Consider the following 24,240-nt stretch of genomic DNA (forward strand, 5'->3'; position numbering starts at 1 on the left):
GCTCCATCTCTTGTCTCGGCTGGGGTCAGGAATGCGAGGGCGCGTACCGGGCGACGACCTCGTCGAACGCGCGGAAGAAACCGGCGATGTCGTCACCGGTCAGCCGGCCCATGTTGGCGAGGCGGAACACCCCGGCGGACTTCTCCTGGGTCGCGTAGATCACGTAGCCGTGCTCCTTGAGGCCGTCGTGCAGTTCGTCGTACGACATGCCGTTGGACAGGTGCGCGTTGGTGATCGAGTGGGCCCGCTGCTCCGGCGGCAGGAGCAGTTCGATGCCGCGCTCCTCCAGGCCGGCGCGGATCTCGGCGGCGCGTGCGCCGTAGCGTGCGGTGCGGGCCGCGACGCCCTCGGCGAGGGTGAGGTCGAGGGCCGTGTCGAGGGCGCGCAGGATCTGCACGGCGGGTGTGAACTGCGGGCTGCCCTTGAGTACCTGTGCGCGGTAGTTCGCCGACAGGTCGAGGTAGAAGGTGCGGGCGGGCACGTCCGCGAGCGCCTCGAAGCGCTCACGGGGGGCGCACACGAAACTGATGCCGGGCATGCCCTCCAGGCACTTGTTGGCCGTGCCGACGCACCAGTCGATCCGGTCGCGGACGACGTCCAGGTCCTCGGCGCCGAGGCTGCTGATCGCGTCCACGATCAGGGAGCGGCCGTGGCGGGCGACGAGCGCGCCCAGCTCGCGCACCGGGTTGAGCATGCCCGTGCTGGTCTCGTGGTGGACGACCGCGACATGGGTGATGCCCGCGTCGGCGGCGATGGCCTGCTCGACCGCTTCGAGGTCCAGGGGGGCGGCCCAGCCGAACTCCAGCCGCACGCAGGCGATGCCGTGGACGTCCGTGATGCGCAGCAGCCGCTCCCCGTAGTGGCCGTTGTCCAGGACCAGCAGCCGCCCGTCGGCGGGGACGACGGAGCTGACGACGGCCTCCAGGGCGGCCGTGCCGGAGCCGGTGAGCAGGACGGCGGCGTGGCTGTCCGGGTCCGCCCCGCACACTCGGGTGATCTTGCCGCCGACGGTGCCCAGGAGCGCCTGCGTCTCGGGTTCCCGGTGGCACTCGTCGGGGCCCGTGAGGGCGGCGCGGACCAGGTCGTGCACATTGACGGGCCCCGGGTTCAGCAGGACGACGCGGTCGGGCCGTCCGGGCGTGCCGGTCATGTCGGGTCCTCCTGGGGCGGTTGGGCGGCGGTGGTGACGGTGGCGGGGGTGGCGGCCGGGTCCGTCGGGCCCGCGGTGACGGCTGCGGGCCCGGCGGGGGTACGGCGGCTGATCAGCGTGCGGGGGACGTCGCCGGGCCAGGCGTCGAGCGGGGCGAACAGGTGGCGCAGCCCGCCCGGCCGGTGGTCGCCGCGGGTGATGACGCACTCGGCGCCGCGGCGGGCGTGCGCGGCGAGCGCCTCGACCTTGCCCTCCATGGCCCCGGTGGCGTCCCACGCGTCGTCCCAGAACAGCCGCCGTACGGCCCCGAGGTCGTCGGGGTCGAGGTGCGGCAGCACGGGGCTGTCCGGGTCCCGGGCGAGGTGGATGCCGGCCACGTCGGTGAGGGCCACGACCCGGACGGGCCCCGGCGCCACGGCGGCGTCCAGCACCACACCGGGGACGTCGTCGCTGCTGAGGATGCGCAGGGTGCCGGTGGCGGTGACCACGCAGTCGCTGGACAGCACCGGCAGCGCGCCCTCGGCGAGGAGCCGGGACACCACACCGGTCTCGGTGACGGTGGTGCCGTCGGCCAGCTCGTTCAGCATCGACGTGGTCTGGAGCGGCACGGCCCGCACCCCGTGGGCGCGCAGCGCGGTGGTCCACGCCCAGCGCATGCGGAAGGCCGGTTCGGTGAGGGCGACTGCCGCGTACGGGTCGTCCTTGGCGGCCTTGATCCGCAGGCCGACCGGGTGGCACAGCGCGCCGCCCCCGGTGACCAGGACGATCCGGCCGGGGTGCGCGGTGACCAGCTCGGCGACCTGGGACGCGTAGGCGTCGATGGTCGCGTGGTCGGTCTCCCCGCTGTGCCGCTTGTCGGAGAGGAGGCTGCCGCCGACCTTGAGGACGAGCAGCCCCGGCTCCCCGGCCGCCGCCGTCGCGGGCGCGGCGCCCGGTGCGGTGCGGGGCGCCGCGGACACGTCGGCGGTCACTGGAGCGGGACGTTGGAGACGGTCCCGGCGGTGTGCCGGGCGGTGTCGAACAGCCGCTGGAGGAACGGCTGTTCCCAGCGCGCGGTCTGCCCGTCCAGGGAGCCGTACATCTCCAGGTACTCCGTGTCCTCGGGGCGCAGGGTGTCCAGCACGTGCGCCGGGACGGCCTCCGGGTACAGCACCGCGGTGAAGTGCAGGGCGTAGTAGACGATCTGCTCGGCGCCGACCGACGAGACCCGCTTGAGGAACCGCTGCCAGGCGTCGTCGTCGCAGGCCCCGGCGACCAGGGCGAGGTCGAGGAACTTGCTGAGCTGGAGGTCCTGGTGGTCCTCGATGAAGTGCAGGCTCGTGGCCTCCTTGTGGAGGTGCGAGCACAGGTCGAGGAGCCGGTCGTCGGGCGCGGGCTCGAAGGCGGGCGCGCCGCACAGCACGGTGGGCACCGCCCGGTCGAGCAGCTCGGCGGCGCTCGCGCTGATCCCGGACTTCTTCTGGAAGATGTCGTGGCAGATGTCCACGTTGAAGTCGGTGATGTCGGGACGGCCGCCGGGCTTGCGGTACGGCAGCTGGTTGCTGAGGTTCATCTTCCAGAACGCCTGCGTCTGGCGGCTGTACGGCTCGATCCGGTCGCCGTCCTCGGCGACCTTCCCCTGGATGTAGCCGAGGCGGACCAGGACCTCGTGGGCGGCGGGCGCGTCCTCGCGGGCCAGCAGCACATCGAGGTCGGCGATGCGGCGCAGCGCCGGGTCGCGGTACTCGCCCTCGCCGAGGGAGAAGCCCTTGCGGACGGCGAACCGCAGCCCCGCGGCGGACAGCTCCGCGAAGACGCGGCCGAACTCGTCGGACAGGCCCTGGTTGCGTGACCGGTTGGCGAGGTACGCGCCGGTGAACACCCACGGATAGGGGAAGCCGGGCAGGTCGCCGTCCTTGCGGTCCAGGCGGTGGCGGTCCACGTGCCGGCCGATCAGCGGCAGCATCTTGTGCCGGGCTGCGGCCTCAAGGAAGGCGCCCCAGTCGAGGCCGGGGCGGATCGCGAGCGCGCGGACGGCGGCGACGTCGGCGGCGTCGAGGCGCAGCCGGCCCATCCTCAGCAGCAGCCGGGAGTGGGCGGGCAGGTCCTCGGCGGTCAGTTCACGGTCGCGGGAAGGGGTCTGGGTAGCCATGTCACACCTCTGCTGGGGACGTGCCGTCCTGCGTCAGCTGCCGCAGCGCACGGTGGTCGGTCTTGCCGTTGGGAGTCAGGGGGAGCGCGTCCAGCTCGAAGAGCCGGCGCGGCACCATCGCCTCGGGGAGCGCGGCGGCCAGGTGGGCGCGCAGCTCCTCCTGGGTCACGGGCTCGCGGACCGTGTAGTGGGCGGCGAGCACCGGATGGCCGTCGATGACGGGCACGGTGACGGCCGCGCGGTCCACCGCCGGGTGGCGCAGCAGTACGGCCTCGATCTCGTCCAGCTCCATGCGGACCCCCGCGACCTTGACCTGGCGGTCCACCCGGCCGAGGTACAGCACGACGCCGTCCTCGAACCGGGCGACGTCGCCGGTGCGGTACAACCGGCCGGTGGGTGACGCGGGGTCGAGCGGGTCGGTGAAGAACGCGCGGGCGTTGTTGGCCGGGTCGTTGACGTAGCCGAGCCCGACGACGATCCCGCCGACGAACAGCTCCCCGGCCTCCCCGGGCTCCGCTGCCCGCCACAGGCCCTGCTCCTCCTCGTGAACGAGCAGGTAGAGCCGCGCGCCCGCCACGGGCCCGCCGACGGGCAGCCGGGACCGGGACGTGTCGGCGGCCGTCACCTCGTGGTGGGTGACGTCGTCGGAGCACTCGGTGGGCCCGTACGCGTTCAGCAGCCGTACGTGGGGGAGGGCCGCCAGGGCGCGGGCGGCCAGCTCCGGGCGCAGCTCCTCGCCGGTGGAGATCAGCCAGCGCAGGTCGGGGAGGACCGCGCCGCGCCGCTCGGCCTCGCCGACGAGCCAGCCGACCACGGTCGGGACGAGCTCGACGACGGTGACGCCGGTGCGCTCCAGGGCGGTGCGCACCCGGCGCGGGAAGTCGAGGTCCTGCTGCCGGACGACCACGACCGCGCCGCCGACGAGGAGCGGGGCGAGCATCTGCCAGACGGAGATGTCGAACACCAGGGGCGCGGTGAACGCCAGCCGGTCCTCGGCGGTCAGCTCCAGGTCGGCGACCTTGGCCCACAGGTGGTTGACCATGCCCCGGTGCTCGACGGCCGCGCCCTTGGGACGGCCGGTCGTGCCCGAGGTGAAGATGCAGTACCGGGGCTCCAGGGACTGGTCGCGCCCGTCCGGCGTGTACGGGGCGACGGGGGCGTCCTCCTGGCCGGACGCGTCCGGGCCGGGTGCGGCGACGACGGTGGTGCCGAGCCCCGCGGCCGTCTTGACCGCTGTCTCGCCCCGGGGGCCGCCGCCTCCCGGGTCGCCGGAGTAGTCGAGCAGGAACCCGGCAGCGCTCCGTTCGAGGACGTCGGTGACCCGCTGCTCCGGCCAGTCGGCGGCGACGGGCAGATAGACCGCGCCGAGCCCCTCGATGGCCAGGAAGGCGGCGACCGTGTCCGCCGACCGGTCGCCGACGGCGGCGACGACGCTCCCGGCGCCGCAGCCCGCGGCGGTGAGCACGGCGCGGAAGCGCGCGGCGCGGGTCAGCAGCCGCGGGTAGGTGAGCGTGGTGTCGCCGTCGATGACGGCGGGCGCGTCCGGGGTGGCGGCGGCGAAGCGGGCGACGTGGCCGAGGACACCGAGGGCGGTGTCGGAATCCGCGTGCCGGCCGAGGGAGAGCGCGGTCGCGCGGGCCGCGGCGCCGTCCGAGAGCGGCAGCGGGGCGAGGTCCGGGGCGCCGGGGGCGGTGGCGGCGGTCATGACGCCCCCGCGCTCTGGTGGCGGTCCAGCTCGTGGAAGAAGCCGCCGATGGCGACGGCGTCCCCGGCGGCGGTGGCCGTGCGGTGGACATGGGCGCCGACGGCGAGGTCCAGGACACCGAGCCCGAAGGGGGAGAACACCACGGGGCGGTCGGCGGGCGCGGTGAAGCGGCCCGTGAGCACGTCGTACAGCGTGCCGTGCAGGAAGTCGCGGCCGCCGGTGCGCTGTTCCGCCAGGTGCACGGACGTGTCGGCCTTCAGGACGTGCTCGACGTCGTCCACGATGTTGACGCTGTCCAGGATCACGTCGGTGCCCAGGTCGCGCAGGGAGACGTGCAGGACCAGCGGGTTGTGCGAGAACCAGCCCGGGTCGGTGACGTGCGGGGTGGCCGCCGTGGTGGCGAAGACGACCAGGTCGCAGGAGCGCACCAGGTCCTCGGCCTCGGTGTGGACGCGGACCGGGCGCCCGGTGGGCTCCAGGACCTGCGCGGCGAAGGAGGACGCGTACGCGGCGCTCAGGTCGAAGACGTGGTACTCCTCCACGTCCCAGGCGAGTTCGGCGAGGTAGTCCTGGATGAACCGGGCGATCAGGCCCGTACCGAAGAAGCCGACGCGGCGGGGCGTGCCGCCGCGCTGGGCGGAGATCCGCCGGGCCGCCGAGGCGGCGGAAGCGGCGGTGCGCACCGCGCTGATGATGGACGCCTCCAGGCAGGCGTACGGGTAGCCGGTGGCCGGGTCGTTGAGCAGCAGGACGGCGGAGGCGCGCGGGATGCCCCGCGCCAGGTTGGTGGGGAAGCTGGAGATCCACTTGATGCCGTCCACCCCGGCCGCGCCGTCCGCCCCGGCCACGTGCTCCGCACCGTCGGCGCCGTCCGCACCGGCAGCGTCGGGCTTGCCGCCGATCGAGGCGGGGAGGGCGATGATCCGGGCGCTGGGCCGGTCGGGGAAGCGCAGGAAGTACGAGGGCGGGTTGACGGTGCCGCCCTCACCGTGGCGGCGGTAGGCGTCCTCCACCAGATCGATGATCTCGGCCCGGCGGCCTTCGAGGCTGCGGTGCACCGCCGCGCCGGGCACGACGGAGAACTCCGGGGGCCCGGCCTGCTGCTCAGCCATTGCTCTCTTCCTGTTCCTTGTCGAGGTCGCCGTAGGTGCTCCGCACCCAGGCGTCGTCGTAAACCGTTTCGATGTAGCGGTCGCCCATGTCGGCCGAGATGGCCACCGAGGTGAGGGTGGCGCCGGGGTCGTGCTGCTGGAGCCAGCGGGCCGCGCCGCTGACGACGGTTCCGGTGGACCCGCCGAGGAGGAACCCGTGCCGGGCGAGGCGGCGGCACATCCGTACGGTGTCGCGCTCGTGGACCCGGACGATGTGGTCCACCTCGGAGGCCTCGACCAGCGGCATCGGCTCGCTCGCGCCGAGCCCCGGCAGGTGCCGGGGGCCCGCGGGCATCCGGAAGTTGACCGAGCCCACGGTGTCCACCGCGACGATCCGCACACCGGGGCGGTTGTCCCGGAACCAGTTGGCGCAGCCGTTGAGGGTGCCGCCGGTGCCCGCGCCGATGAACAGCACGTCGAGGTCCGGGAAATGCTTGGCGATCAGGGGCGCGGTGTTCTCGTAGTGGGCCAGCCAGTTGGCGGGGTTCTCGTACTGGTTGAGCCAGACGTAGCCGGGGTTGCGGGCGCACAGGTCGCGGACGAGGGTCTTGCGCGCGGTCAGATAGCTGCCGTCGGCGTCCGGCCGGTCGGCGACGACCACCTCGCTGCCGAGGGCCCGCATGAGCTTGACGGTGGCGGGGTTGCACTTGGGGTCGGTGACGCAGACGAACCGCAGGGAGCGGGCGGCCGCCACCACGCTCAGCGCCACTCCGAGGTTGCCGGAGGACGATTCGACGAGGGTGGAGTGGTCGTCGATCAGGCCGAGCCGGACGGCCGACGAGATCATGGAGGCGGCGGCCCTGAGCTTCACCGAACCGGCGAAGTTGAAGCCCTCGCACTTGAGGTGCAACGGGATGCGGAGGGTGTGTCCGAGATCGACGTAGACGTCGCTGTCGAACAGCTCGTCCGCTGTGGAGATGATGGCCAAGAGTCGTGTCCGCTTCTTTCGTCCCGCCCCCTACGGTCCGTCCCGGCGCTCAGACGTCGAGCTTCTGCCAGGCCTCCAGGCGCTGAAGGGCGAAGATGTCCTGGACGGAGGCGATGGAGTTCTCGACCGCCGTGGAGTCGCCGGTCTCGTAGACGGAGCGGTAGGTCTCGCGCAGCGCGCTGACGGTGGCGCGCAGCCCCTGGTTGGCGTAGATGACGACGGAGACGCCGGCCTGCTTGATGTCGTCGATGTGCCAGTCCGGATAGGTCGTCGGCACGATGACCACCGGGCACCGGAAGTCCCAGCCGTCGAGGAAGCGGACGACCTGGTCGCGGGTCTTCACCTTGGAGTGGACCAGGACCGCGTCCGCGCCCGCGTCGGCGTAGGCGCGGCAGCGTTCGAGGGCCGCGTCCACGTCGAGGCCGCTGATCAGGGCCTCGGTGCGGGCGATGACGAACATCTCGCGCGTGGCCTGGGCCGCCTTGGCGATGCCGATCTTGTCGGCGAACTCCTTGGTGCCCAGGAGGGTCTGGCCGCCCGCGACGAAGCTGTTCATCTTCGGGAACAGCTTGTCCTCGACGCAGATGGCGGTGATCCCGGCGGCCTCGAACTCGTGGACCATGTGCGCCACGTTGAGGTTGCCGCCGTATCCGGTGTCGCAGTCGGCGACGACCGGGATGTGCAGCGCCTTCTGGATGTTGGCCGCCGCCTCGAGGTACTCGGTCATGCTCAGGATGCTCGCGTCGGGCAGACCGCGCGACGCGGAGACCTCGAGGCTGGACGACCAGACGGCCTCGAACCCGGCCTCCTCCGCGAGCAGTCCGCCGAGGGCGTGGTTGGCGCCCGCCACACGAACAATTTCGTTGTCGGCCAGAACTGAGCGAAATGAAGGATAAATGGACCGCTGCACGCCTGAGACTCCTGAATCGTTCACCGTGGGGGATCGAATCGCTCTACGCCGTTGTAGGCATTGCTATTGAGCAATTGCTAGGCAAGTAGTTGCCTTGATTGTTCCTGGTGTCGTTGCTGGCTGTTGAGGTCCATCGCCAGTCGGCACGGGAGTGAACGTAGGGCCACCGCCTGTATCTGTCAATAGTCTTGTCAATAACTTGCCTACGTGGTGCAATGCTTCCCGAGCCCGCCGCGGGTCATCGGGAATCCCAGAGAGGAACCGCAGAGAATGAGCACCACGCTCGCGCCGACGCACCCCCGCACCCTGGAGGTCCCGGCCGACACGTTCCACACTTTCTCCGAGCAGGCCCAGCGGGAGGTCGCCTCCTACGTCGCCGAGCTCGGCCGGCGCTTCCCCACGGGCAGGGTGGACGCGATCGACGTCGATCCCGGCGCGGTGCCGCTCTTCGCGGCGGAGGTGGACGCGAGCCGTCATGTCATCGACGACACCGCGCACTTCATCGTGTACGACCGGATCGCCGGCGTGGACAGCCTGCGCGGCCAGGCGCTGTACGCCTGGGTCCTCGGCACCGCGCTCGGCCGCCCCATGGTCCAGAACACCGACGGCTGGCGGCTCATCGAGGTGTACGACCGCGGCATCCGCAAGACCATCGAGGACGGCGCCCGCTACCACCAGACCAAGCAGGGCTCGTACATGCACAACGACGCCGTCAACGACGTGGACCCCATCGACTACCTGCTGCTGTCCTGCGGCCAGTCCGCGTACATCGGCGGCGAGAGCATCCTCGTGGACGCCAAGCCCGTCCACGAGGTGCTGGAGCGCCACCCGGAGGTCCTCGCCGTCCTCACCCAGGACTTCTGGTTCGAGAAGCGCGGCATGGCGCTCTCCCGGGAGACCGGCTTCTTCCGCTCGCCGATCATCCGCTACACCGCCGACGGCGAGCCCCTGGTCCGCTACTTCCGCACGTACATCGAGGTCGCCCACGACAAGGTCGGCGAGCCCATCACCGAGGAACAGCGCGCCGCGCTCGACTTCTTCGACGCCGTGCTCGACCAGTCCTCCGTGCAGTACCGGGTCCGCCTGGAGCGCGGCCAGACCCTGGTCTCCGCCGACGACCGCTTCCTCCACACCCGCACGGCGTTCTACGACCGCTACCCGCCCCGCGAGATCGACATGAGCCGGGACAGGACCGAGGACGTCAACCGCTACATGTTCCGGATGTGGTCCACCAAGACCCCGTAGGCCCCGCCGGCGCCGCCCGAACGTCCCGACATGTCAAGGAGACCATCGATGCACCCGCGTGAGACCCTCCGGGCGGTCGGCCACGCCCTGGCCGACGAACTGCGGCGCAGCCGCCCGAAGGACCAGCTCGCCGCGTCCGGCCAGGCGCAGTCCTGGCACCGCACCAGCGGCCGGCTCGCCGAGGGCCGGGTCAGCGACATCAGCGTGCAGTGGGGGCAGGCCACCGCGGCCAGGTACGTCACACGCGACACGTTCCTGCACCGGTCGGTCTCCGGGTTCGACCCGACCGTGGCCCGCGTCGCCACCGGCGGCACCGCCACCGGCGGCGCCCCGGCCGCGAAGCGCGCCCTCGACGGCTCAGGCCCCGGACGGCCCCCCGCCTGGACCGAACCGGGCACCGCGCTCACCGCCCTGCGCGAACTGGAGCAGGCCGCCCGCGACTTCGACCCGGCCGTCGCCCAGGTCGTCATCGACTTCGAACTCGCCGAGCAGGACCTCTGCCTCGTAGACACCGAGGGCCTCGTGCACGACGAGACCCGCCTGCTCAGCTACCTCACCGTCCGCGTCATCGCCCGCAAGGGCGGCCGCGTCGCCACCGGCTTCTACACACCCGGCGTCAGCGGCCCCCTCTCGGACATCGACATGCGCGCCGCCGGCGCCGAGGTCGCCCGCCGCGCCGTCACCGGCCTGTCCGCCCGCCCCGCCCCCGTGGGACGGCTGCCCGTCGTCGTCGCGGGCGGACGCGGCATGGTCCTCCTCCACGAGGCCTGCTGCCACCCGCTGGAGGGCGACGAGGTGCTGCGCGGCTCGGTCTACGCCGGACGGATGGGCGAGGCGATCGCCTCCCCGCTCGTCACCCTGACCGACGACCCGACCGTCCCCGGCGCCGTCGGCTCGTACGCGTACGACGACGAGGGGGTGCGCGCCACCCCCACCACCCTGATCGAGAACGGCGTCCTCACCGGCTGGCTCACCGACCAGGAGTCCGCTGCCCGGCTCGGCCTCGCCTCCAGCGGCAACGGCCGCTGCACCACGGCCCTCCAGCCGCCCCAGCCGCGGATGACCAACACCTGCCTCGCCGCGGGCACCTCCACCGTGGACGAGATCATCGCCTCCACCGAGTACGGCATCTACGCCGAGCACGTCGGCGGCGGCGAAGTCATCGAGTCCACGGGCGAGTTCACCTTCCGGGTGACCAACGGACATCTGATCGAGAACGGGCGGGTCACCGACCCCATCGAGGAAACAACCATCACGGGAACGGGAACGCAGGTGCTCAGGGACATCGACGCCATCGCCGACGACAGCACGGTCGGCGCCGCGAAGTGCGGCAAGTTCGGCCAGTGGGTGACGGTCGGCGTCGTCGGACCGACCCTCCGCGTCGGCTCCCTCCTGGTGGGAGGCACCAGCCGATGAGCACCCTTCGCGACCCCTTCACCGGCGCCGAGGCACAGTCCGGCGCGAGCGACGCCCTCCTCGCCGAGGCCGCCCGCCACGGCGCCGACGCCGAGGTCTGGACCGCCTGGCACGAGACCGACGAACTCGTCTGCCGCGCCGGGACCGTCGAGCGCCGCAGCGAGGTCTCCTCCGGGGCCACCGCCCTGACCGTGTGGGCCGACGGAGACGAGGGCTACGCCGTACGCAACGTCCCCGGCGCCACCGACCCCGCCCTGGTCACCACCGCCCTCTCCATCGGCCGCGTCCTCGCCGCCGGAGACGCCGTCCCCGCCCCCCACGCGGACCGCGCGCCCCACACCCCTCCGGCGGCCCCCCTGCCCCGGATCGGCACCGGCGCCGCCGAGCGCCTGCGCGCCCTCGCCGAGGGCACCGGCGACCTGGAGGTCGAGCTGCGCGCCCGCGCCGACCGCACCCGCGTACGGCTCCACCGCGCGGGCTCGGACCCCGCCCAGTACGACACCGGCGTCGCCCAGCTCTTCGCCCGGATCACCGCCCGCGGCGACGGCACCGGCTACATGGGACACCAGCTGTTCGGCCGCACCACGGAAGAGGTCCTCGACGCCGCCGAGCGCACCGAACTGGCGGAACTCGTCGCCCTCGCCCGGGTCCTCGCCTCCCGGCCGGTGGCCGTCCTCGACCACGACGACCTCCTCGTCGACGGCCGGGTCGTCTCCCGGCTGCTCACCCTCATCGCCCCCGCCTTCCTCCTCGACTCCGTCATCGAGGGCCGCTCACCCCTCAAGGACCGCGTCGGCGAGCGGATCGCCTCGCCCGGCGTCACCCTCACCGACGACCCCACCGCCCCCGGCTCCCCGCTCCCCGCCCCCTGGGACGGCGAGGGCACCCCCACCGGACCCACCGTGCTCGTCGAGGACGGTGTCCTGCGCGGCTTCCTCTCCTCCCGCCGCACCGCCACCGAGGCGGGCGCCCCCGCCACCGGCTCCGCCCACCGCGGACCCAACGGGGAGATGCCCACCGTCCAGCCCGGCTACTTCGTGCTGACCCACACCACCGGCCTCGGCACCGAGATCCGCCCGGACCGCACCGTGCTCCACGTCGTCCAGGCCAACGGCGCCCACACCTCCAACCCCATCACCGGCGACTTCTCCATCGGCGCCAACGCCGTGCTCGTCGCCCCCGACGGGACCCGGCGCAACGCCGGGAACATCACCCTCGCCGGAAACGCCTTCGCGCTGCTGCGCTCCATCGACGGACACGACGGCCGCGTCCGGGTCAACCGCAGCAACAGCTCCTTCGTCGCCGCCCCCGGCATATGGACCCGCGACCTCACCGTCGGACACCAGGAGAGCGCGTGAGCCTCCTGAAGAACCAGGCGTTCCGGCTGTTCTGGGGCGCCCAGACGGTCAGCATGGTCGGCACCAACATGACCAGGGTCGCCATCCCGCTCCTCGCCGCCGGCACCCTCGCCGCCACGCCGTTCCAGATGGGGCTGCTCCAGGCCGCGCAGACGGTGGCCTTCCTCCTCGTGGGCCTCCCCGCGGGCGTCCTGGTGGACCGCTCCCGGCGCCGCCCCATCCTCATCGTCAGCGACGTGCTGCGGGCGCTGCTGATGGCGGCGATCGTCGTGGGGTTCCTCCTCGACGCGGTCACCTTCGCCGCCCTGCTCGCCGTGACGCTCCTGGTCGGCCTCGCCACCGCCTTCTTCGAGATCGCGTACCAGTCGTACATCCCCGTCGTGGTCGGCCGGGACAACCTCGTGGAGGGCAACGCCCGCCTGGAGAGCACCAACGCGGTCTCCCGGCTCGCCGGACCCACCCTCGGCGGCGGCCTGGTCCAGCTCGCCGGAGCCGTCGCCACCGTCTCCGTCCAGGCCGCCACCCACCTCGTCTCCGCGTTCCTCCTCTCCCGCATCCGCACCCCCGAGACGGTCCCCGAGCGCACCGAGCGGCGCCGCATGGGCCCCGAGATCCGCGAGGGCCTGCGCTTCGTCCTGCGCGAACCGGTCTTCCGGGCCATCACCGGCTCCGCCGCCACCTACAACTTCTTCTACGCCGTCTCCCTGCCGCTGGTGATGCTGCTGCTCGTGGACGAGATGGGCCTCTCCGGCACGGCCGTCGGCGTGCTGATGGCCGTCAGCGGCGTCGGCGGGGTGATCGGCGCCGCCCTCGCCGGACGCCTCGCCCGCCGGATCGGGCAGGTCCGCGCCATGTGGACCTCGTACCTCGTGACCGTGCCCACCGCGCTGCTCATCCCGTTCGCCGACAGCGGCTGGAAGTGCCTGCTGTTCGCCGTGCCCTGGTTCGCCATGAGCTTCGGCATCGTCGTCTACAACGTCGGGCAGGTCAGCATCCGCCAGGCGCTGTGCCCGCCCGAGCTGCTGGGCCGGATGAACGCCAGCGTGCGGTTCCTCGTCTGGGGAATCCTGCCGCTCGGCTCGCTCACCGGCGGTGCCCTCGGCGAGTGGCTCGGCGTCCGCGGCGCCCTGCTCGTCGGCGGCGCGGGCATGAGCGCCGGCGTCCTGTGGCTGGTCTTCTCCCGGCTGCGGCCCCTGCGCGACCTCCCCGCGCCGGAGGAGTCCCCGTCGGGGGACGGCGCACCCGTGCGCACCTGAGCCGCGCCCCGCCCGTCCCGAGCGGACCGCGCCCCACCCATCCGGAGCAGCCGCGCCCCGCCCTTGCCGAGCAGGCCCGCCCCGCCCTTTTCGAGCGAACGAATGGAGTACCCGTGTCCCCCCGCTACGTAGTGTTCATCGACTCCCCGTGGACCGGCGCCGGTCAGGACTGCGCCCGCTTCCTGCTGGAGCAGGGCATCACGCCGATCATCCTGGCCGCCGACCCGGAGCACCTGCACCCCTCGCTGCTCCACGACTACGCCGAACTCGGCGTCGAGATCCGCGCCTGCGACGTGGACTCCGCCGACGCGATCGTGGCCTTCTGCGAGGACCTCGCCACCCGCGGCGAGGTCGTGGGCGTCACCTCCGTCTACGAGTACTACTGCGACATGGGCGCCCGCGTCGCCGCCCGGCTGGGCCTGGCCGGCCCCGACCCGGCCGCCGCCGCCGTCTGCCGCTCCAAGTCCGCCATGCGCGAGGCGATGGCGGGCGTGCCCGGCCTCAACCCGCTGTTCCGGGTGGTGGACTCGCCGCAGGCCGCCGCGGCCGCCGCCGACGAGATCGGCTACCCCGTCGTCGTCAAGCCGCTCGACCTCACCGGCAGCCTGTTCGTCCGCCGCTGCGAGAACGCCGACGACGTCACCGCCATCACCACCGAGGTCATGCGCCTCGGCGAGTACCTCGGCCACGCGGTCACCCCGAAGGTGATCGTCGAGGAGTGCGTGCTCGGCGCCGAGTACTCCGCCGAGATCATGCACGGCAAGGTCCTCGGACTGACCGAGAAGATCGGCAGCGAGCCGCCCCTCTTCCTGGAGATGGGCCATGTCTTCCCGGCCTCCCTCCCCGGCGAGCAGGAGCGGCTGCTGGTCGAGAAGGCCGAACTCGCCGTCAAGGCCGTCGGCATCACCTGGGGCCCCTCCCACGTCGAGCTGAAGCTCACCGCCGACGGCAAGGACGCCCGCGTGATCGAGGTCAACGGCCGCATCGCGGGCGACCGCATCCCCGAGGCCGTCCGCATCGCCAGCGGCGTGGACATGTGCCGCCTCCACATGACGGCGCTCCTCGGCGGCACCCCCGACCTGACCCTCACCGCCGACCGCACCGCCGCCATCCACTTCCTGATGCTCCGCTCCAGCGGCCACCTCGACGCCATCGACGGCGTGGAGGACGCCCTCGCCGTCGAGGGCGTCCACGAGGTGCACATGCGGCCCGGCGTCCAGGCGGGCATCGACTACCGGGCCAACGGCTCCAACCGCGACCGGGCCGCCTGGATCATCGCCGAGGGCGCCGACCGCGACGAGGCCCTGGCCCGCGCCCACGCGGCCGGTGAGCGGCTCACGTTCACCTGGTCGCCCCTGGACGAGACCGGCCCGGAGGCGTAGGACCGTGCCCCGCCCCACCCCGGCGCCGCCCGCGCCCCCGGCCCGTACCGTGCCCGTCCGCTTCGCCGCGGCCCGCCCCGCCACGGCGGGAGCGGCGGCCGGTGACGCGGACGACGCGCCGCTCACCTGGAGCCAGCGGTACTACCTGGCCGAGGTCGAGGCCGCCCGGGCCCACGGGCGGGGCCTCAACGTGCCCCGCCTGTACCGGCTGCGCCCCGGGACCACCGAAGCCGGTGCCGCCGACGCGCTGCGCGCACTCCTCGAACGGTACGAGATGCTGCGCAGCCGCCTGGTCCACGACGAGGCGGGCGGCGTACGGCAACGGGCCCACAGCGCGGGCACCCTGGACCTCGCCGTCCACGAGGTGCGCGCCGGAGGCACGCCCGGCGCCGCCGAGCAGCACGCGCGCGCCGTCCTCGACGCCCTCACCGCCCCGCCCCTGGACCTGGCGGAGGAGTGGCCGGTGCGCGCGGCGCTCGTCACCGAGGACGGCCACCCGCGCCACCTGGCCCTGGCGTTCAGCCATGTCGCCGTGGACGCGTACGCACTCGTACCGGTCTCCGCGCACCTGGTCGAGCGGATCGCCGAGGCCGACCCGGTGGCCCGGACCGCGCCCGCCCCCGGCGCGCCCCCGCACGGCCCGCGCGAACAGGCGGTGGCCGAGGCGTCCCCGGCGGGGGAGCGGGCCGCGCGGCGGGCCCTGCGCCACGCCGAGGAGGCGTACCGCCGCATGCCCCCCGCCGCGCCCCCTGCCCCGCGCCCCGCCGCGAGCCCTCCGCCCGGCCCGAGGTACCGGTTCCTCAGCCACCGTTCGCCCGCCCTGGACCTCGCCGTGGGCGCCGTCGCGGCACGCACCGGGGAGTCGGCGGCCGCCGTACTGACGGCCGCCCTGATCGCCTTCGACGCCGTCAGGACCGTCCCCGTGCCGGACGGGGACGGGGCCGTCACCCGGTACGGGGCGGTGCACCTGATCTCCGCGAACCGGCTGCGGCCCGAGACCGCCGCCGCCGTCCTGCCGCTGTCCCAGCCCGTGCCCGCCTGCGCGGACACCGCCGGAGCCACCTTCGACGAGCTCGTCGCCCGCGCCGCCGCGGCCTCCCTGCGCGCCTTCCGCGCCGGCGGCGGCCCGCCGGACCGGCTGGCCGCGCTGCTACGGGCCGTGGAGGAGGAGCGCGGCGTACGGCTGGACCCCACCCCCGCGCTCAACTACCGGCCGCGCGCCACCGCCCTGCCCGCCCGCCCGGCCACCGCCGACGAGCTGGCGTCCGCCGCGACGCGGGCCGTGAGCGAATGGACCGACGGCGACCCGTGGCGGGCGAGCCACTACCTCACCGCCGACGTGGACGCCTCCGGCATCCGGCTGGTCCTCCAGACCGACACCGCCGTCCACCCCCCGGAGAGGGCCGAGCGGTGGCTGGCCGCCCTGGAGCGGCTGCTGTGCGCGGTCGCCCTGGACGCGCGTCGTCCGGCGCTGCCGGACGCGGACCCGTGGGGGCCGGACCTTCCGGCGGGCTGAACCCCCCTCGTACGAGACGGATTTGGGAGCACGAACGATGGCAGACGAGCAGCAGCGCACGGTCCTCCTGGTCGGCGCGGGAGTGATGGCCGAGGGGTATCTGCACGCGGCCGGGGCGCTGGGACTGCGGGTGGGCGTCGTGGAGACCCCCACCCGCTACGCGGCGCTCAAGGACCGCTTCCCGTGCCTGGTGGACTTCGAGCCGGTGGACGAGGCCGCGGCCGACCGGGACGAGAGCTGGCCCGCCCCCGCGATGACGCTGGCGGCCCGGCTGCGGCCGGACGCCGTATGGGGGTTCGCCGAGCCGCACGTCCTTGCCACGGCCATGGTCCAGCACCGCCTCGGGCTGCCGGGCCCCGGACTGGACGCCGCGACCGTCTCCCGCAACAAGGCGTTGCAGCGCGCCGAGTTCGGCCGCACCGGTCTGCCCCAGCCCGCGCACCGCCACACCCGCAGGCTCTCCGAGGCCACCGACTGGGCGCTGGAGCGGCTGCCCGTCGTGGTCAAGCCCGTGTCCTCCCAGGGCAGTCAGGGCGTGGAGCGGATCGGCACCCCGGACGACTGGTCGGACGCGGTCGCCCGCAGGGACACCGAGGGGCCGCTGCTCGTCGAGCAGTACGTCGAGGGGCAGGAGTACAGCGTGGAGGCCCTGGTCCACCGGGGCCGGGTGCTGTTCACCAACCTGACCCGCAAGGAGACCACCGGCCCGCCGCACTTCGTGGAGCTGCTCCACGAGGCCGGGTACGGCGCCGACCGTCCCGCGCTGCGGAAGGCGGCGGACCAGCTGTGCCGGGGCGTCGTCGCCGCGCTCAACATGGCGACCGGCATCGTCCACCTGGAGTTCCGGGCGGCCCTGGACGACGAACCGGTGATCATGGAGGTGGCGGTCCGCACCCCGGGCGACCACATCATGGAACTCGTCGCCCGCGCCCACGGGTTCGACGCCTTCGGGGCGTGCCTGAGCCTCGCCCTGGACGAGGAGCCGTCCGTGCCGGACGGCCACACCCCGGTGCGGTCGGCGGGCAGCCTCTTCCTCTCCTCGCCGGGCACCGGCACGCTCGCCGCGCTGGACCTGTCCGCCTGGGCGGCCCGGCCGGAAGTGGCCCGCCACGACACCAGACTGGCACCGGGCACGCGGGTGCGCCCCGCCGAGAACTCGGGGGACCGGCTGGCGTGGGCGGTCCTGGACTGCGCCACCCCGGCCCGTACGCGGGCGCTCGCGCGGGAGCTGACCGCCGCCGCCGTGGTGGAGCTCGCCCCGGACGCGGAACCCGTCACCGGCGCGTGACGCCGACCGGGTGCGTGACGCCCGCCGGTCGGCAGGACCGCACCACCGAACCCCCATCTGAAGGAGCATCATGTCCCAACAGTGCGTGCTGATCGTCGGCGGCCGGATCGAGAACGTCAGGAAGGCGAAGGAGCAGGGCCTCGGCGTCGTCTACCTCCAGCAGCCGAGCCAGTTCACCCCCGAGCACGCCGCCCTGGTGGACGCGGCGCTGCTCGTGGACTACACGGACTGGTCGGTGACCGAGCCCCTGGTGGCCGCGGCGCACCGGGCCTACGGATTCACCAGCGTGGTGACCACGACGGAGGCCGGGGTGGAGCCCGCCGGACGGATCAGCGACCTGCTGGGCCTGGGCGGGGTCTCCCACGAGGTGGCCCGTCTGCTGCGGGACAAGCTGAGCATGCGCCGCCACCTGGCCGTCGCGGCCCCGTCGGTCTCGGTCGCGGCGGAGGAGGTCACCGACCGGGAGAGCCTGGCGGCGTTCGGCGCGGCCCACGGCTACCCGTTCATCGTGAAGCCGGTCGACGGCATCGGCAGCCTGGGGCTCCAGCTGGTGGAGTCCGCCGACCAGATCGGCCGGGCGTGGGAGACGATCACCCGGCTGCGCGGCTCGGACCACCAGTTCGCCCGCTTCTTCCCGATCGAGCGGTTCCTCATGGAGGAGTACGTCTCCGGGCCCGAGCTCAGCGTCGAGGCGTTCACGTTCGCGGGCCGCCATGTGGTGGTCGCGGTCACGGAGAAGCTGACGTACGACAACTTCGTGGAGCTGGGGCACGTGGTGCCGGCCCGGATCGGCCCGGCCGACGAGGCGGCCGTCGTGGCGTGCGTGACCGCCTTCCTGGACGCGGTCGGGGTGGTGAGCGGCCCCAGCCACACGGAGGTGCGGCTGTCGGAGCACGGCCCCCGGGTGATCGAGTCGCACAACCGGCCGGGCGGCGACCGGATCAGGGACCTGGTCGAGGAGGCGTACGGCTTCGACATCGAGCGGTACACGGTGGCCTGGCCGGGCGGCGGGCTGCCGGCCCTGGAGGAGCGGCCGGCCCCGCTGCGGGCGGCGGCCACCCGGTTCCTGGCGGCCGAACCGGGCACGGTGACGGCGGTCGAGGGGCTGGAGGCGGCCCGTGCCATGGACGGGGTGGTCGACGTGGACCTGTCGGTGGCGGAGGGCGGTCTGGTCCGGCCGCTGCGGTCGAGCTTCGACCGCCTGGGCCAGGTGATCGCCGTGGCGCCGGACGCGGACGCGGCGGTGGCGCTGTGCGAGAAGGCCTGCGCGACGATCCGGGTCGGCACGACACCCACCCCGGCCGCCGCGGCTGACTCGGCCGGGTGACGCGTGGAGCCCGTGGAGCCCGTGGAGCCCGTGGGGCCCGGGGAGCCGGGGGAGCCCCTGGAATTCGAGGAGATCACCACGGAGGAGGAGCTGCGGGAGCTGGTCGGCCCGGCGAATCCCGTGGTGTTCCGCAAGGCCACCCCCGTTCTTCGCGCTTTCGAAAGCGAATGGATTCGGAATTCGCCCTTCTGTCTGATCGCGACGGCGTCGGCGGACGGGACATGCGACGTCTCCCCGAGGGGTGACCCACCCGGATTCGTACGCGTTCTCGACGAGCGGACGCTCGCCGTTCCCGACCGGCCCGGCAATCGCCGGCTCGACACGTGGCGCAACGTCCTGCGGAACCCGCGGGTGGGAATGCTCTTCGTCATTCCGGGGCGCGGCGACACCCTCCGGGTCAACGGCCGCGCCCGTCTGGTGCGCTCGGCGCCATTCCTCGACGACATGGTGGTCGGGCGCAACCGGCCGAAACTGGCCCTCGTGGTGAGCGTCGAGGAGGCGTACTTCCACTGCGCCAAGTCGTTCATGCGGGCGAGGCTCTGGGAGCCGGAGTCGTGGGCGCCGGACGCCGTCGCGTCCCGGGCGCGGATCGCGCGGGCCACCGAGTGGACCGAGGCGTCCCTGGAGTCCCTGGAGCGCCGCTACGGCCCCGAGTACGAGCAGCACCTCTACCCCGGGACGCCCTGAGCCGCGCCGAGCCGCCCGCGAGCGCTCCCTCGCCTCCCCGCAGCCGTATGGAGAACCGGTGAAGCCTATGCGTCCGTTCGGCGAATTGCCATAGCTGTCAAGGGTTGCCATAAGGCCATCTGGCCGGATACCTTGGCACCGCCCTGCCGGAAACGATCATTGAGATTCAGTGAAGGAATCCCATGAAGAAGACAGTAGTTGCCCGTATAGTCGCGTTCGCTTTCTCCGTACTACTACTGGGTGGCGCATTTTCGGCCGACGTGGTGGAGGGTGTTTCCGCGGGGGAGACGCACACGCTCGCCAATGGTGGCGGCATCACGATCGACTGGCCGTGATCCACCGGTAGCAGTCGGTGCTGCGCCACCGTTTCCGAGATGTGGTTGCCATCCACAGTCAATCGTTGCCACAATGCGTTAGGGTGGACTGCGAAAGTCCCCCCGATGGTTGTGAGGAGCATCGGGAGATACCTCGAAGACGGTGGTCGCATGCTGGAGCAACCTGGCTTTGGACGGCGTTTGCGCCAACTGAGGCTGCATCAGGGAAAGACTCAGGCGGAGCTGACGGGGCCGGGCATGTCCCCGGCGTATCTTTCCCGGCTGGAGTCGGGTGCCCGGTCCCCCACGCAGCGTGCCGTCGAGTACCTGGCGGACCATCTAGGCGTCCCCGTCGAGAGCTTCGCGGAGTGCGGCGAGGACGACCTCGCGGACGTCGTCGCCACCCTCGCCTCCCGGCCGGACAGCGAACGTGACGCCGAGATGCGCGACCTCCTCGCCGACGCGCTCAAGCGGGCGACGGACACGGACCCCTCCACCCGCTGGCAGGCGCTGGCCCTCCTCGCCCAGCTGCACGCCTCCCTCGGCGAGTTCGGCGACGAGAGCGGCGTCCTCGACGAACTGAGCAGGCTCAGCGACGAGTTGGCGCGGCCCGCACTCCAGGTGTACGCCAAGCAGCGCGTCGCCCGGTGCGCCCGTAACCGCGGCGACATGGAGCTGGCCCGGCAGGCGGCCCGCGAGGCCCTGGAGCTGGGCGAACGCCACCGTGTCCGGGTGCCGGCCGCCGATCCGCTGCGCAACCGGCTGCTCCTGGTCTCCGCCGAGACCGAGCTCGGCAACGTCGCGGAGGCGATGCGGCTCAGCCTCGCCGTCCTCGCCGCGCTGCCCTCCGAGAGGGGCGCGCTGACCGCGGAGGCGTACTGGACCGCCGCGACCGTCAGCACCCGCCAGGGCGACGCCGAGGGAGCCCTCCGGTACCTGGACAAGGCGATCGACGCCCTGGACAGCCGGGAAGACATCACCCTCTGGATGCGGCTGCGGCTCGGAGCGGCCTCGCTCTGCCTCCAGAGCCTGCCGCCCCGCCTGGACCGGGCGCGGGAGCTGCTGACGGCCGTCGAACCGGTCCTGAACTTCGCGGGACCGCCCCGGCACTGCCAGGAGTTCCTCTTCCTGCGGGCCCAGCTGGCCTTCCAGCAGGGCGACTCCGCCGGTGCCGCCGAGTTCATGGCGCGGGCCGAGAAGGGCCTCCAGCTCTTCACGTACCGCGACCGCGTCCGGTTCCGGATCCTCCAGGAGATGCTGGCCGCCCGCGCCGGCGACGTACGCGCGGTGACCCGCCTGAAGGAACTGGCCACCGAGGTGCAGAGCACCCGGATGCCGGAGCTCGCCGCCGAGGTGTGGCGGGCGGCGGCCGAGTGCGCCGTGGAGACCGTGCCGTCCAGCGTCTGACGGCCACCCCGACGCGGGGCGGTGGCCCCCGGCCCCGCCCCGCGCCCCCGCCGCCCACGAGCGCCCGCGCCTCCTGCCGCACCCGGCACGGCGAGCCTGGCCACTACGTCCGCCGCCCCGCACCCGGCAGCACGGCGGCAAGACCCAGTCGCCCCCGCCGCGCCAACGCACGAGCCCGGCCGCGGCGCCTGCCGCTCCTCGGCGCGGCGAGTCCGGCCACCATGCCCGGCGCCCCGCGCGTTTCCCCGGCGCCCCGCGAACCCCCGCCGACAGACGCCTGCCGCGTCCTCGCCTCAGCCTGCCCGGCGCCCCGGGCAGGGCCCCACCGCCCCCGCCCAGCCTTCCCCGGCACCCCGCCGCACGACGTGCCCCGCCCAGCACCCCCGTCGACCCGCCGCGAGGCGCCGCCTCCGCCCGGGCCGCGGGCCGCGCCCGTATCGGTGGGATGACCGATGTGCCGGACCACGCGCCACGGCCATAGTCCTCGGGAGATCGATCCCGGGCGCCCCCGCGTGCCCGGCTCCCGAAAGGACCTTCTGTGGACACGTATGCCGATCTGGTGTTCCTCGGCGGCCGGGTCGTCACGGTCGACGCCCACTTCACCGTCGCCTCCGCCCTGGCCGTGACCGGCGGGACCATCACCGCCGTCGGCGCGCGGGAGGACGTCGCGCCGCTCATCGGACCCGGCACCCGCGTCATCGACCTGCGCGGGGCGACCCTCCTGCCCGGTATCAACGACTCCCATCTGCACGGCTGCGCCTTCGGCGTGGCCACGCCGCCGCTCTCGCTCGACATCCGCCACCCCTCCGTCTCCTCCCTCGCGGACGCCGCCGAGGCGGTGAAGGAGGCCGTCGGGCGGACCCCGGGCGGGCAGTGGATCACCGGGCACGGCTGGGACCCCGGCTACCTCGCCGAGTGCGTCGCCGACCCGTCGCGGCAGCCCTCGCGGCACGACCTCGACGCGGTGAGCCCCGACCACCCCGTCGTCCTGTACTCCTTCTCCGGGCACGCCACCTGGGTCAACTCCAAGGCGCTGGAGCTCATCGGCATCGACCGGCACACCCTCGCGCCGCCCGGCGGGGCCATCGTCGTGGACGAGCACGGCGAGCCGACCGGACTGCTGCACGAGGGCGCCCAGGCCCTCGTCCAGAACGCCCTGCCGCCGCTCAGCCGACGGGAGCGCGCCGACGCGATCAGGTCCGCCCTCGCCGCGCTCGCCCGGCTGGGCGTGACCAGCTACACCGAACCCGGACTCGGCCCCGGCGGCGACGGCATCATGCGGGGCGCGCTCGGCACCGAGACCCTCGACGTCTACCGCGAGCTGCTGGCCGGCGGCGAACTCACCGCCCGCGTCGGGGTCCTGCTCCTGCCCACCGGAATGGCCGGCACCGCCGAGGAGTTCGCCCGCGCTTTTGACGCGCTCGACGGGCCCGACAGGCGCTGCGCCACCGGCGAGGCCGCCGATCCGCGCCACCTCGCGATCCACGGCGTCAAGATCTTCGCGGACGGCGTCGTCCCCAACAAGACGTCCTGGATGCACGATCCGTACGTCGGCGGCGGCTGCGGCGCCCTGTGCGTCGGCGGCGAGACCGACGACGAGCGCGTCGCCGAGATCGGCGCCATGATCCGCTACGCCCACGCGGCGGGGCACCAGCTGGGCGTCCACGTCACCGGCGACCGGGCCGCCGACACCGTCACGGACGCCTTCGCCGCGGCCGTGGCCGAGCACCCGCGGCCCGACGCCCGCCACTACGTCATCCACGGCGACTTCCTCACGGCGCACAGCATGAAGGTGCTGGCCGCGCACGGCTTCGGGGCCAACATGAACCCCACCATCAAGTGGACCGTCGCCGACATGGAGGAGGAGTTCGTCGGTACCGAGCGGGCCGCGTACGCCTGGCCCTACCGCGACGCCATCGACGCCGGGGTGCGGGTCGCGAGCGGGTCCGACGCCCCCGTCACGTACCCGGACTGGCGTCAGGGCGTCGCCACCATGGTGCTGCGCGAGTCGAAGGCCGGCGGCCGGGTCAGCGGCCCCGAGCAGCGCATCGGCCTGGCCGAGGCGATCCGCACGTACACGATCGAGGCGGCCTGGCAGGACTTCGCCGACGACTGGAAGGGCTCCCTGGAGCCGGGCAAGGCCGCCGACCTCTGCGTGCTCGACGGGGACCTGCTCGCCGCCGACCCCCACGACATCCCGGAGATGCCCGTCGTCCTCACCGTCGTGGACGGGCGGGTCGTGCACGACACCCTGCGCGATTGACGTAATCCGGACACGTGATCATCCTGGGGGCATGACAGCGGAGCGGAGCACGGCGGACATCCTGGAGGCGGCCGTCCACGTCCGTGAGGCCGCCAGGAGCGCCACGACCGGCGCGACCGGCGCCGGGACCGTCCTGGAGGCGCTGTCGGAGGTGATGGAGTACGACCACGCCTCCCTCGCCCGCTGGGACGCCCGGCGCGGCCGCCACACGACCCTGGCCGGAAGCTACCCGGGCGACGCCACCGCCTACATCGAGACCCGCCTCCACCACGACCCGGTGTTCCCCGTGCTCCGCAGCCCCGCCCGGGGCGGGCTCTGGCTCGGGGACGTGCCCCGGCCGCTCCTGGCGGCGTCCCCCGGGTTCCGGGACGTGCTGCGGCCCCTCGGCATCGAGGACGGCGTGGCGCAGTGCCTGTTCGCCGCCGACGGCCGGTACGTCGGCATGCTGAACGTCAGCACCCGCAGGCCGCGGCGCGCGCCCGACCCGGCGCGGGCCGTGGTCACGCTGCTCACCGAGGCCCTGGCCGCGGCCGTGGACCCCCGCACGGGCCCGACGCCCGAGGACGCCACCGCCCCGGCCCCGGCCCCCCGCCCCGGCGGCCTCTCGCCCCGGGAGCTCCAGGTGCTGGCCGAGCTGACCACGGGCCGCACCAACCGGGAGATCGCCGAGCGGCTGTACATCACCCCGCGCACCGTGGGCACCCACATCGAGCACATCCTCGCCAAGCTCGACGTGCCCAACCGCGCGGCCGCAGCCGCCCGAGCCGCCGCCTGGGGCATCGAACCGGCCCCCTGACCCGGGTCGG

The 24,240-nt window shown here is 73.6% G+C and carries 20 protein-coding genes; 13 read left to right on the plus strand and 7 right to left on the minus strand.

Going from position 1 to position 24,240, the window contains the following annotated elements; genetic code table 11:
- Positions 1 to 25: 25 nt before the first annotated feature.
- Genes J116_RS24820 through J116_RS24850 form a run of 7 tightly spaced genes read right to left on the minus strand, consistent with a single transcriptional unit; the run spans position 26 to position 7,999 of the window.
- Complete coding sequence (locus J116_RS24820; protein ID WP_023589775.1) at positions 26 to 1,150, minus strand: pyridoxal-phosphate-dependent aminotransferase family protein; 1,125 nt, start codon at positions 1,148 to 1,150, stop codon at positions 26 to 28.
- Positions 1,147 to 2,121 carry an amino acid kinase family protein gene (locus J116_RS24825; protein WP_023589776.1) on the minus strand — a complete coding sequence of 325 codons (975 nt, stop codon included), beginning with the start codon at positions 2,119 to 2,121 and terminating at the stop codon, positions 1,147 to 1,149. Before J116_RS24825 ends, J116_RS24820 begins: the two co-directional genes overlap by 4 nt.
- Positions 2,118 to 3,281: a nucleotidyltransferase domain-containing protein gene (locus J116_RS24830; protein WP_023589777.1), complete on the minus strand. Its 1,164-nt coding sequence runs from the start codon at positions 3,279 to 3,281 to the stop codon at positions 2,118 to 2,120. The genes J116_RS24825 and J116_RS24830 overlap by 4 nt, the downstream gene beginning before the upstream one ends.
- A 1-nt stretch (position 3,282) precedes the next feature.
- Positions 3,283 to 4,986: an amino acid adenylation domain-containing protein gene (locus J116_RS24835; protein ID WP_023589778.1), complete on the minus strand. Its 1,704-nt coding sequence runs from the start codon at positions 4,984 to 4,986 to the stop codon at positions 3,283 to 3,285.
- Positions 4,983 to 6,098 carry an ornithine cyclodeaminase gene (locus J116_RS24840; RefSeq protein ID WP_023589779.1) on the minus strand — a complete coding sequence of 372 codons (1,116 nt, stop codon included), beginning with the start codon at positions 6,096 to 6,098 and terminating at the stop codon, positions 4,983 to 4,985. The genes J116_RS24835 and J116_RS24840 overlap by 4 nt, the downstream gene beginning before the upstream one ends.
- Positions 6,091 to 7,065 carry a 2,3-diaminopropionate biosynthesis protein SbnA gene (gene sbnA, locus J116_RS24845; RefSeq protein WP_023589780.1) on the minus strand — a complete coding sequence of 325 codons (975 nt, stop codon included), beginning with the start codon at positions 7,063 to 7,065 and terminating at the stop codon, positions 6,091 to 6,093. The genes J116_RS24840 and sbnA overlap by 8 nt, the downstream gene beginning before the upstream one ends.
- A 49-nt stretch (positions 7,066 to 7,114) precedes the next feature.
- Positions 7,115 to 7,999, minus strand: coding sequence for an isocitrate lyase/phosphoenolpyruvate mutase family protein (locus tag J116_RS24850; RefSeq protein ID WP_037946953.1), 885 nt, complete (start codon positions 7,997 to 7,999; stop codon positions 7,115 to 7,117).
- 246 nt (positions 8,000 to 8,245) lie between these two features.
- Here J116_RS24850 and J116_RS24855 point away from each other — a divergent pair, with 246 nt between their 5' ends.
- From J116_RS24855 to J116_RS24910, 13 genes are all read left to right on the plus strand, one after another.
- Positions 8,246 to 9,220: a TauD/TfdA family dioxygenase gene (locus tag J116_RS24855; RefSeq protein ID WP_023589782.1), complete on the plus strand. Its 975-nt coding sequence runs from the start codon at positions 8,246 to 8,248 to the stop codon at positions 9,218 to 9,220.
- Between the two features lie 48 nt (positions 9,221 to 9,268).
- A complete protein-coding gene (locus tag J116_RS24860) occupies positions 9,269 to 10,636 on the plus strand; it encodes a TldD/PmbA family protein (protein ID WP_023589783.1) in 1,368 nt (455 codons plus the stop codon).
- Positions 10,633 to 11,994: a TldD/PmbA family protein gene (locus J116_RS24865; protein ID WP_023589784.1), complete on the plus strand. Its 1,362-nt coding sequence runs from the start codon at positions 10,633 to 10,635 to the stop codon at positions 11,992 to 11,994. Before J116_RS24860 ends, J116_RS24865 begins: the two co-directional genes overlap by 4 nt.
- Positions 11,991 to 13,250, plus strand: coding sequence for an MFS transporter (locus J116_RS24870; protein WP_023589785.1), 1,260 nt, complete (start codon positions 11,991 to 11,993; stop codon positions 13,248 to 13,250). The genes J116_RS24865 and J116_RS24870 overlap by 4 nt, the downstream gene beginning before the upstream one ends.
- 113 nt (positions 13,251 to 13,363) lie before the next feature.
- A complete protein-coding gene (locus J116_RS24875) occupies positions 13,364 to 14,632 on the plus strand; it encodes an ATP-grasp domain-containing protein (RefSeq protein WP_139140509.1) in 1,269 nt (422 codons plus the stop codon).
- Positions 14,633 to 14,636: 4 nt separating this feature from the next.
- The gene (locus J116_RS31310) at positions 14,637 to 16,148 is read left to right on the plus strand and encodes a condensation domain-containing protein (RefSeq protein WP_023589787.1); all 1,512 of its coding nucleotides are present in this window, start codon (positions 14,637 to 14,639) and stop codon (positions 16,146 to 16,148) included.
- A 37-nt stretch (positions 16,149 to 16,185) separates the two neighbouring features.
- The gene (locus tag J116_RS24885) at positions 16,186 to 17,436 is read left to right on the plus strand and encodes an ATP-grasp domain-containing protein (protein WP_023589788.1); all 1,251 of its coding nucleotides are present in this window, start codon (positions 16,186 to 16,188) and stop codon (positions 17,434 to 17,436) included.
- Between the two features lie 70 nt (positions 17,437 to 17,506).
- Entirely contained in the window at positions 17,507 to 18,763 is a 1,257-nt protein-coding gene (locus tag J116_RS24890) for an ATP-grasp domain-containing protein (RefSeq protein WP_023589789.1), read from the plus strand.
- 3 nt (positions 18,764 to 18,766) lie between these two features.
- Positions 18,767 to 19,450 carry an MSMEG_1061 family FMN-dependent PPOX-type flavoprotein gene (locus tag J116_RS24895; RefSeq protein WP_394331496.1) on the plus strand — a complete coding sequence of 228 codons (684 nt, stop codon included), beginning with the start codon at positions 18,767 to 18,769 and terminating at the stop codon, positions 19,448 to 19,450.
- Positions 19,451 to 19,632: 182 nt separating this feature from the next.
- Positions 19,633 to 19,785 carry a hypothetical protein gene (locus tag J116_RS29980; RefSeq protein WP_161492127.1) on the plus strand — a complete coding sequence of 51 codons (153 nt, stop codon included), beginning with the start codon at positions 19,633 to 19,635 and terminating at the stop codon, positions 19,783 to 19,785.
- Positions 19,786 to 19,935: 150 nt separating this feature from the next.
- Positions 19,936 to 21,171 carry a helix-turn-helix domain-containing protein gene (locus tag J116_RS24900; protein ID WP_028964481.1) on the plus strand — a complete coding sequence of 412 codons (1,236 nt, stop codon included), beginning with the start codon at positions 19,936 to 19,938 and terminating at the stop codon, positions 21,169 to 21,171.
- 538 nt (positions 21,172 to 21,709) lie between these two features.
- Positions 21,710 to 23,434 (plus strand): amidohydrolase, encoded by a 1,725-nt coding sequence (locus tag J116_RS24905; RefSeq protein ID WP_023589792.1) that lies wholly within the window; start codon positions 21,710 to 21,712, stop codon positions 23,432 to 23,434.
- A 31-nt stretch (positions 23,435 to 23,465) separates the two neighbouring features.
- Complete coding sequence (locus tag J116_RS24910) at positions 23,466 to 24,230, plus strand: helix-turn-helix transcriptional regulator (RefSeq protein WP_023589793.1); 765 nt, start codon at positions 23,466 to 23,468, stop codon at positions 24,228 to 24,230.
- Positions 24,231 to 24,240: the final 10 nt, after the last annotated feature.

The sequence above is a fragment of the Streptomyces thermolilacinus SPC6 genome (genome assembly GCF_000478605.2).
Classification (GTDB): domain Bacteria; phylum Actinomycetota; class Actinomycetes; order Streptomycetales; family Streptomycetaceae; genus Streptomyces; species Streptomyces thermolilacinus.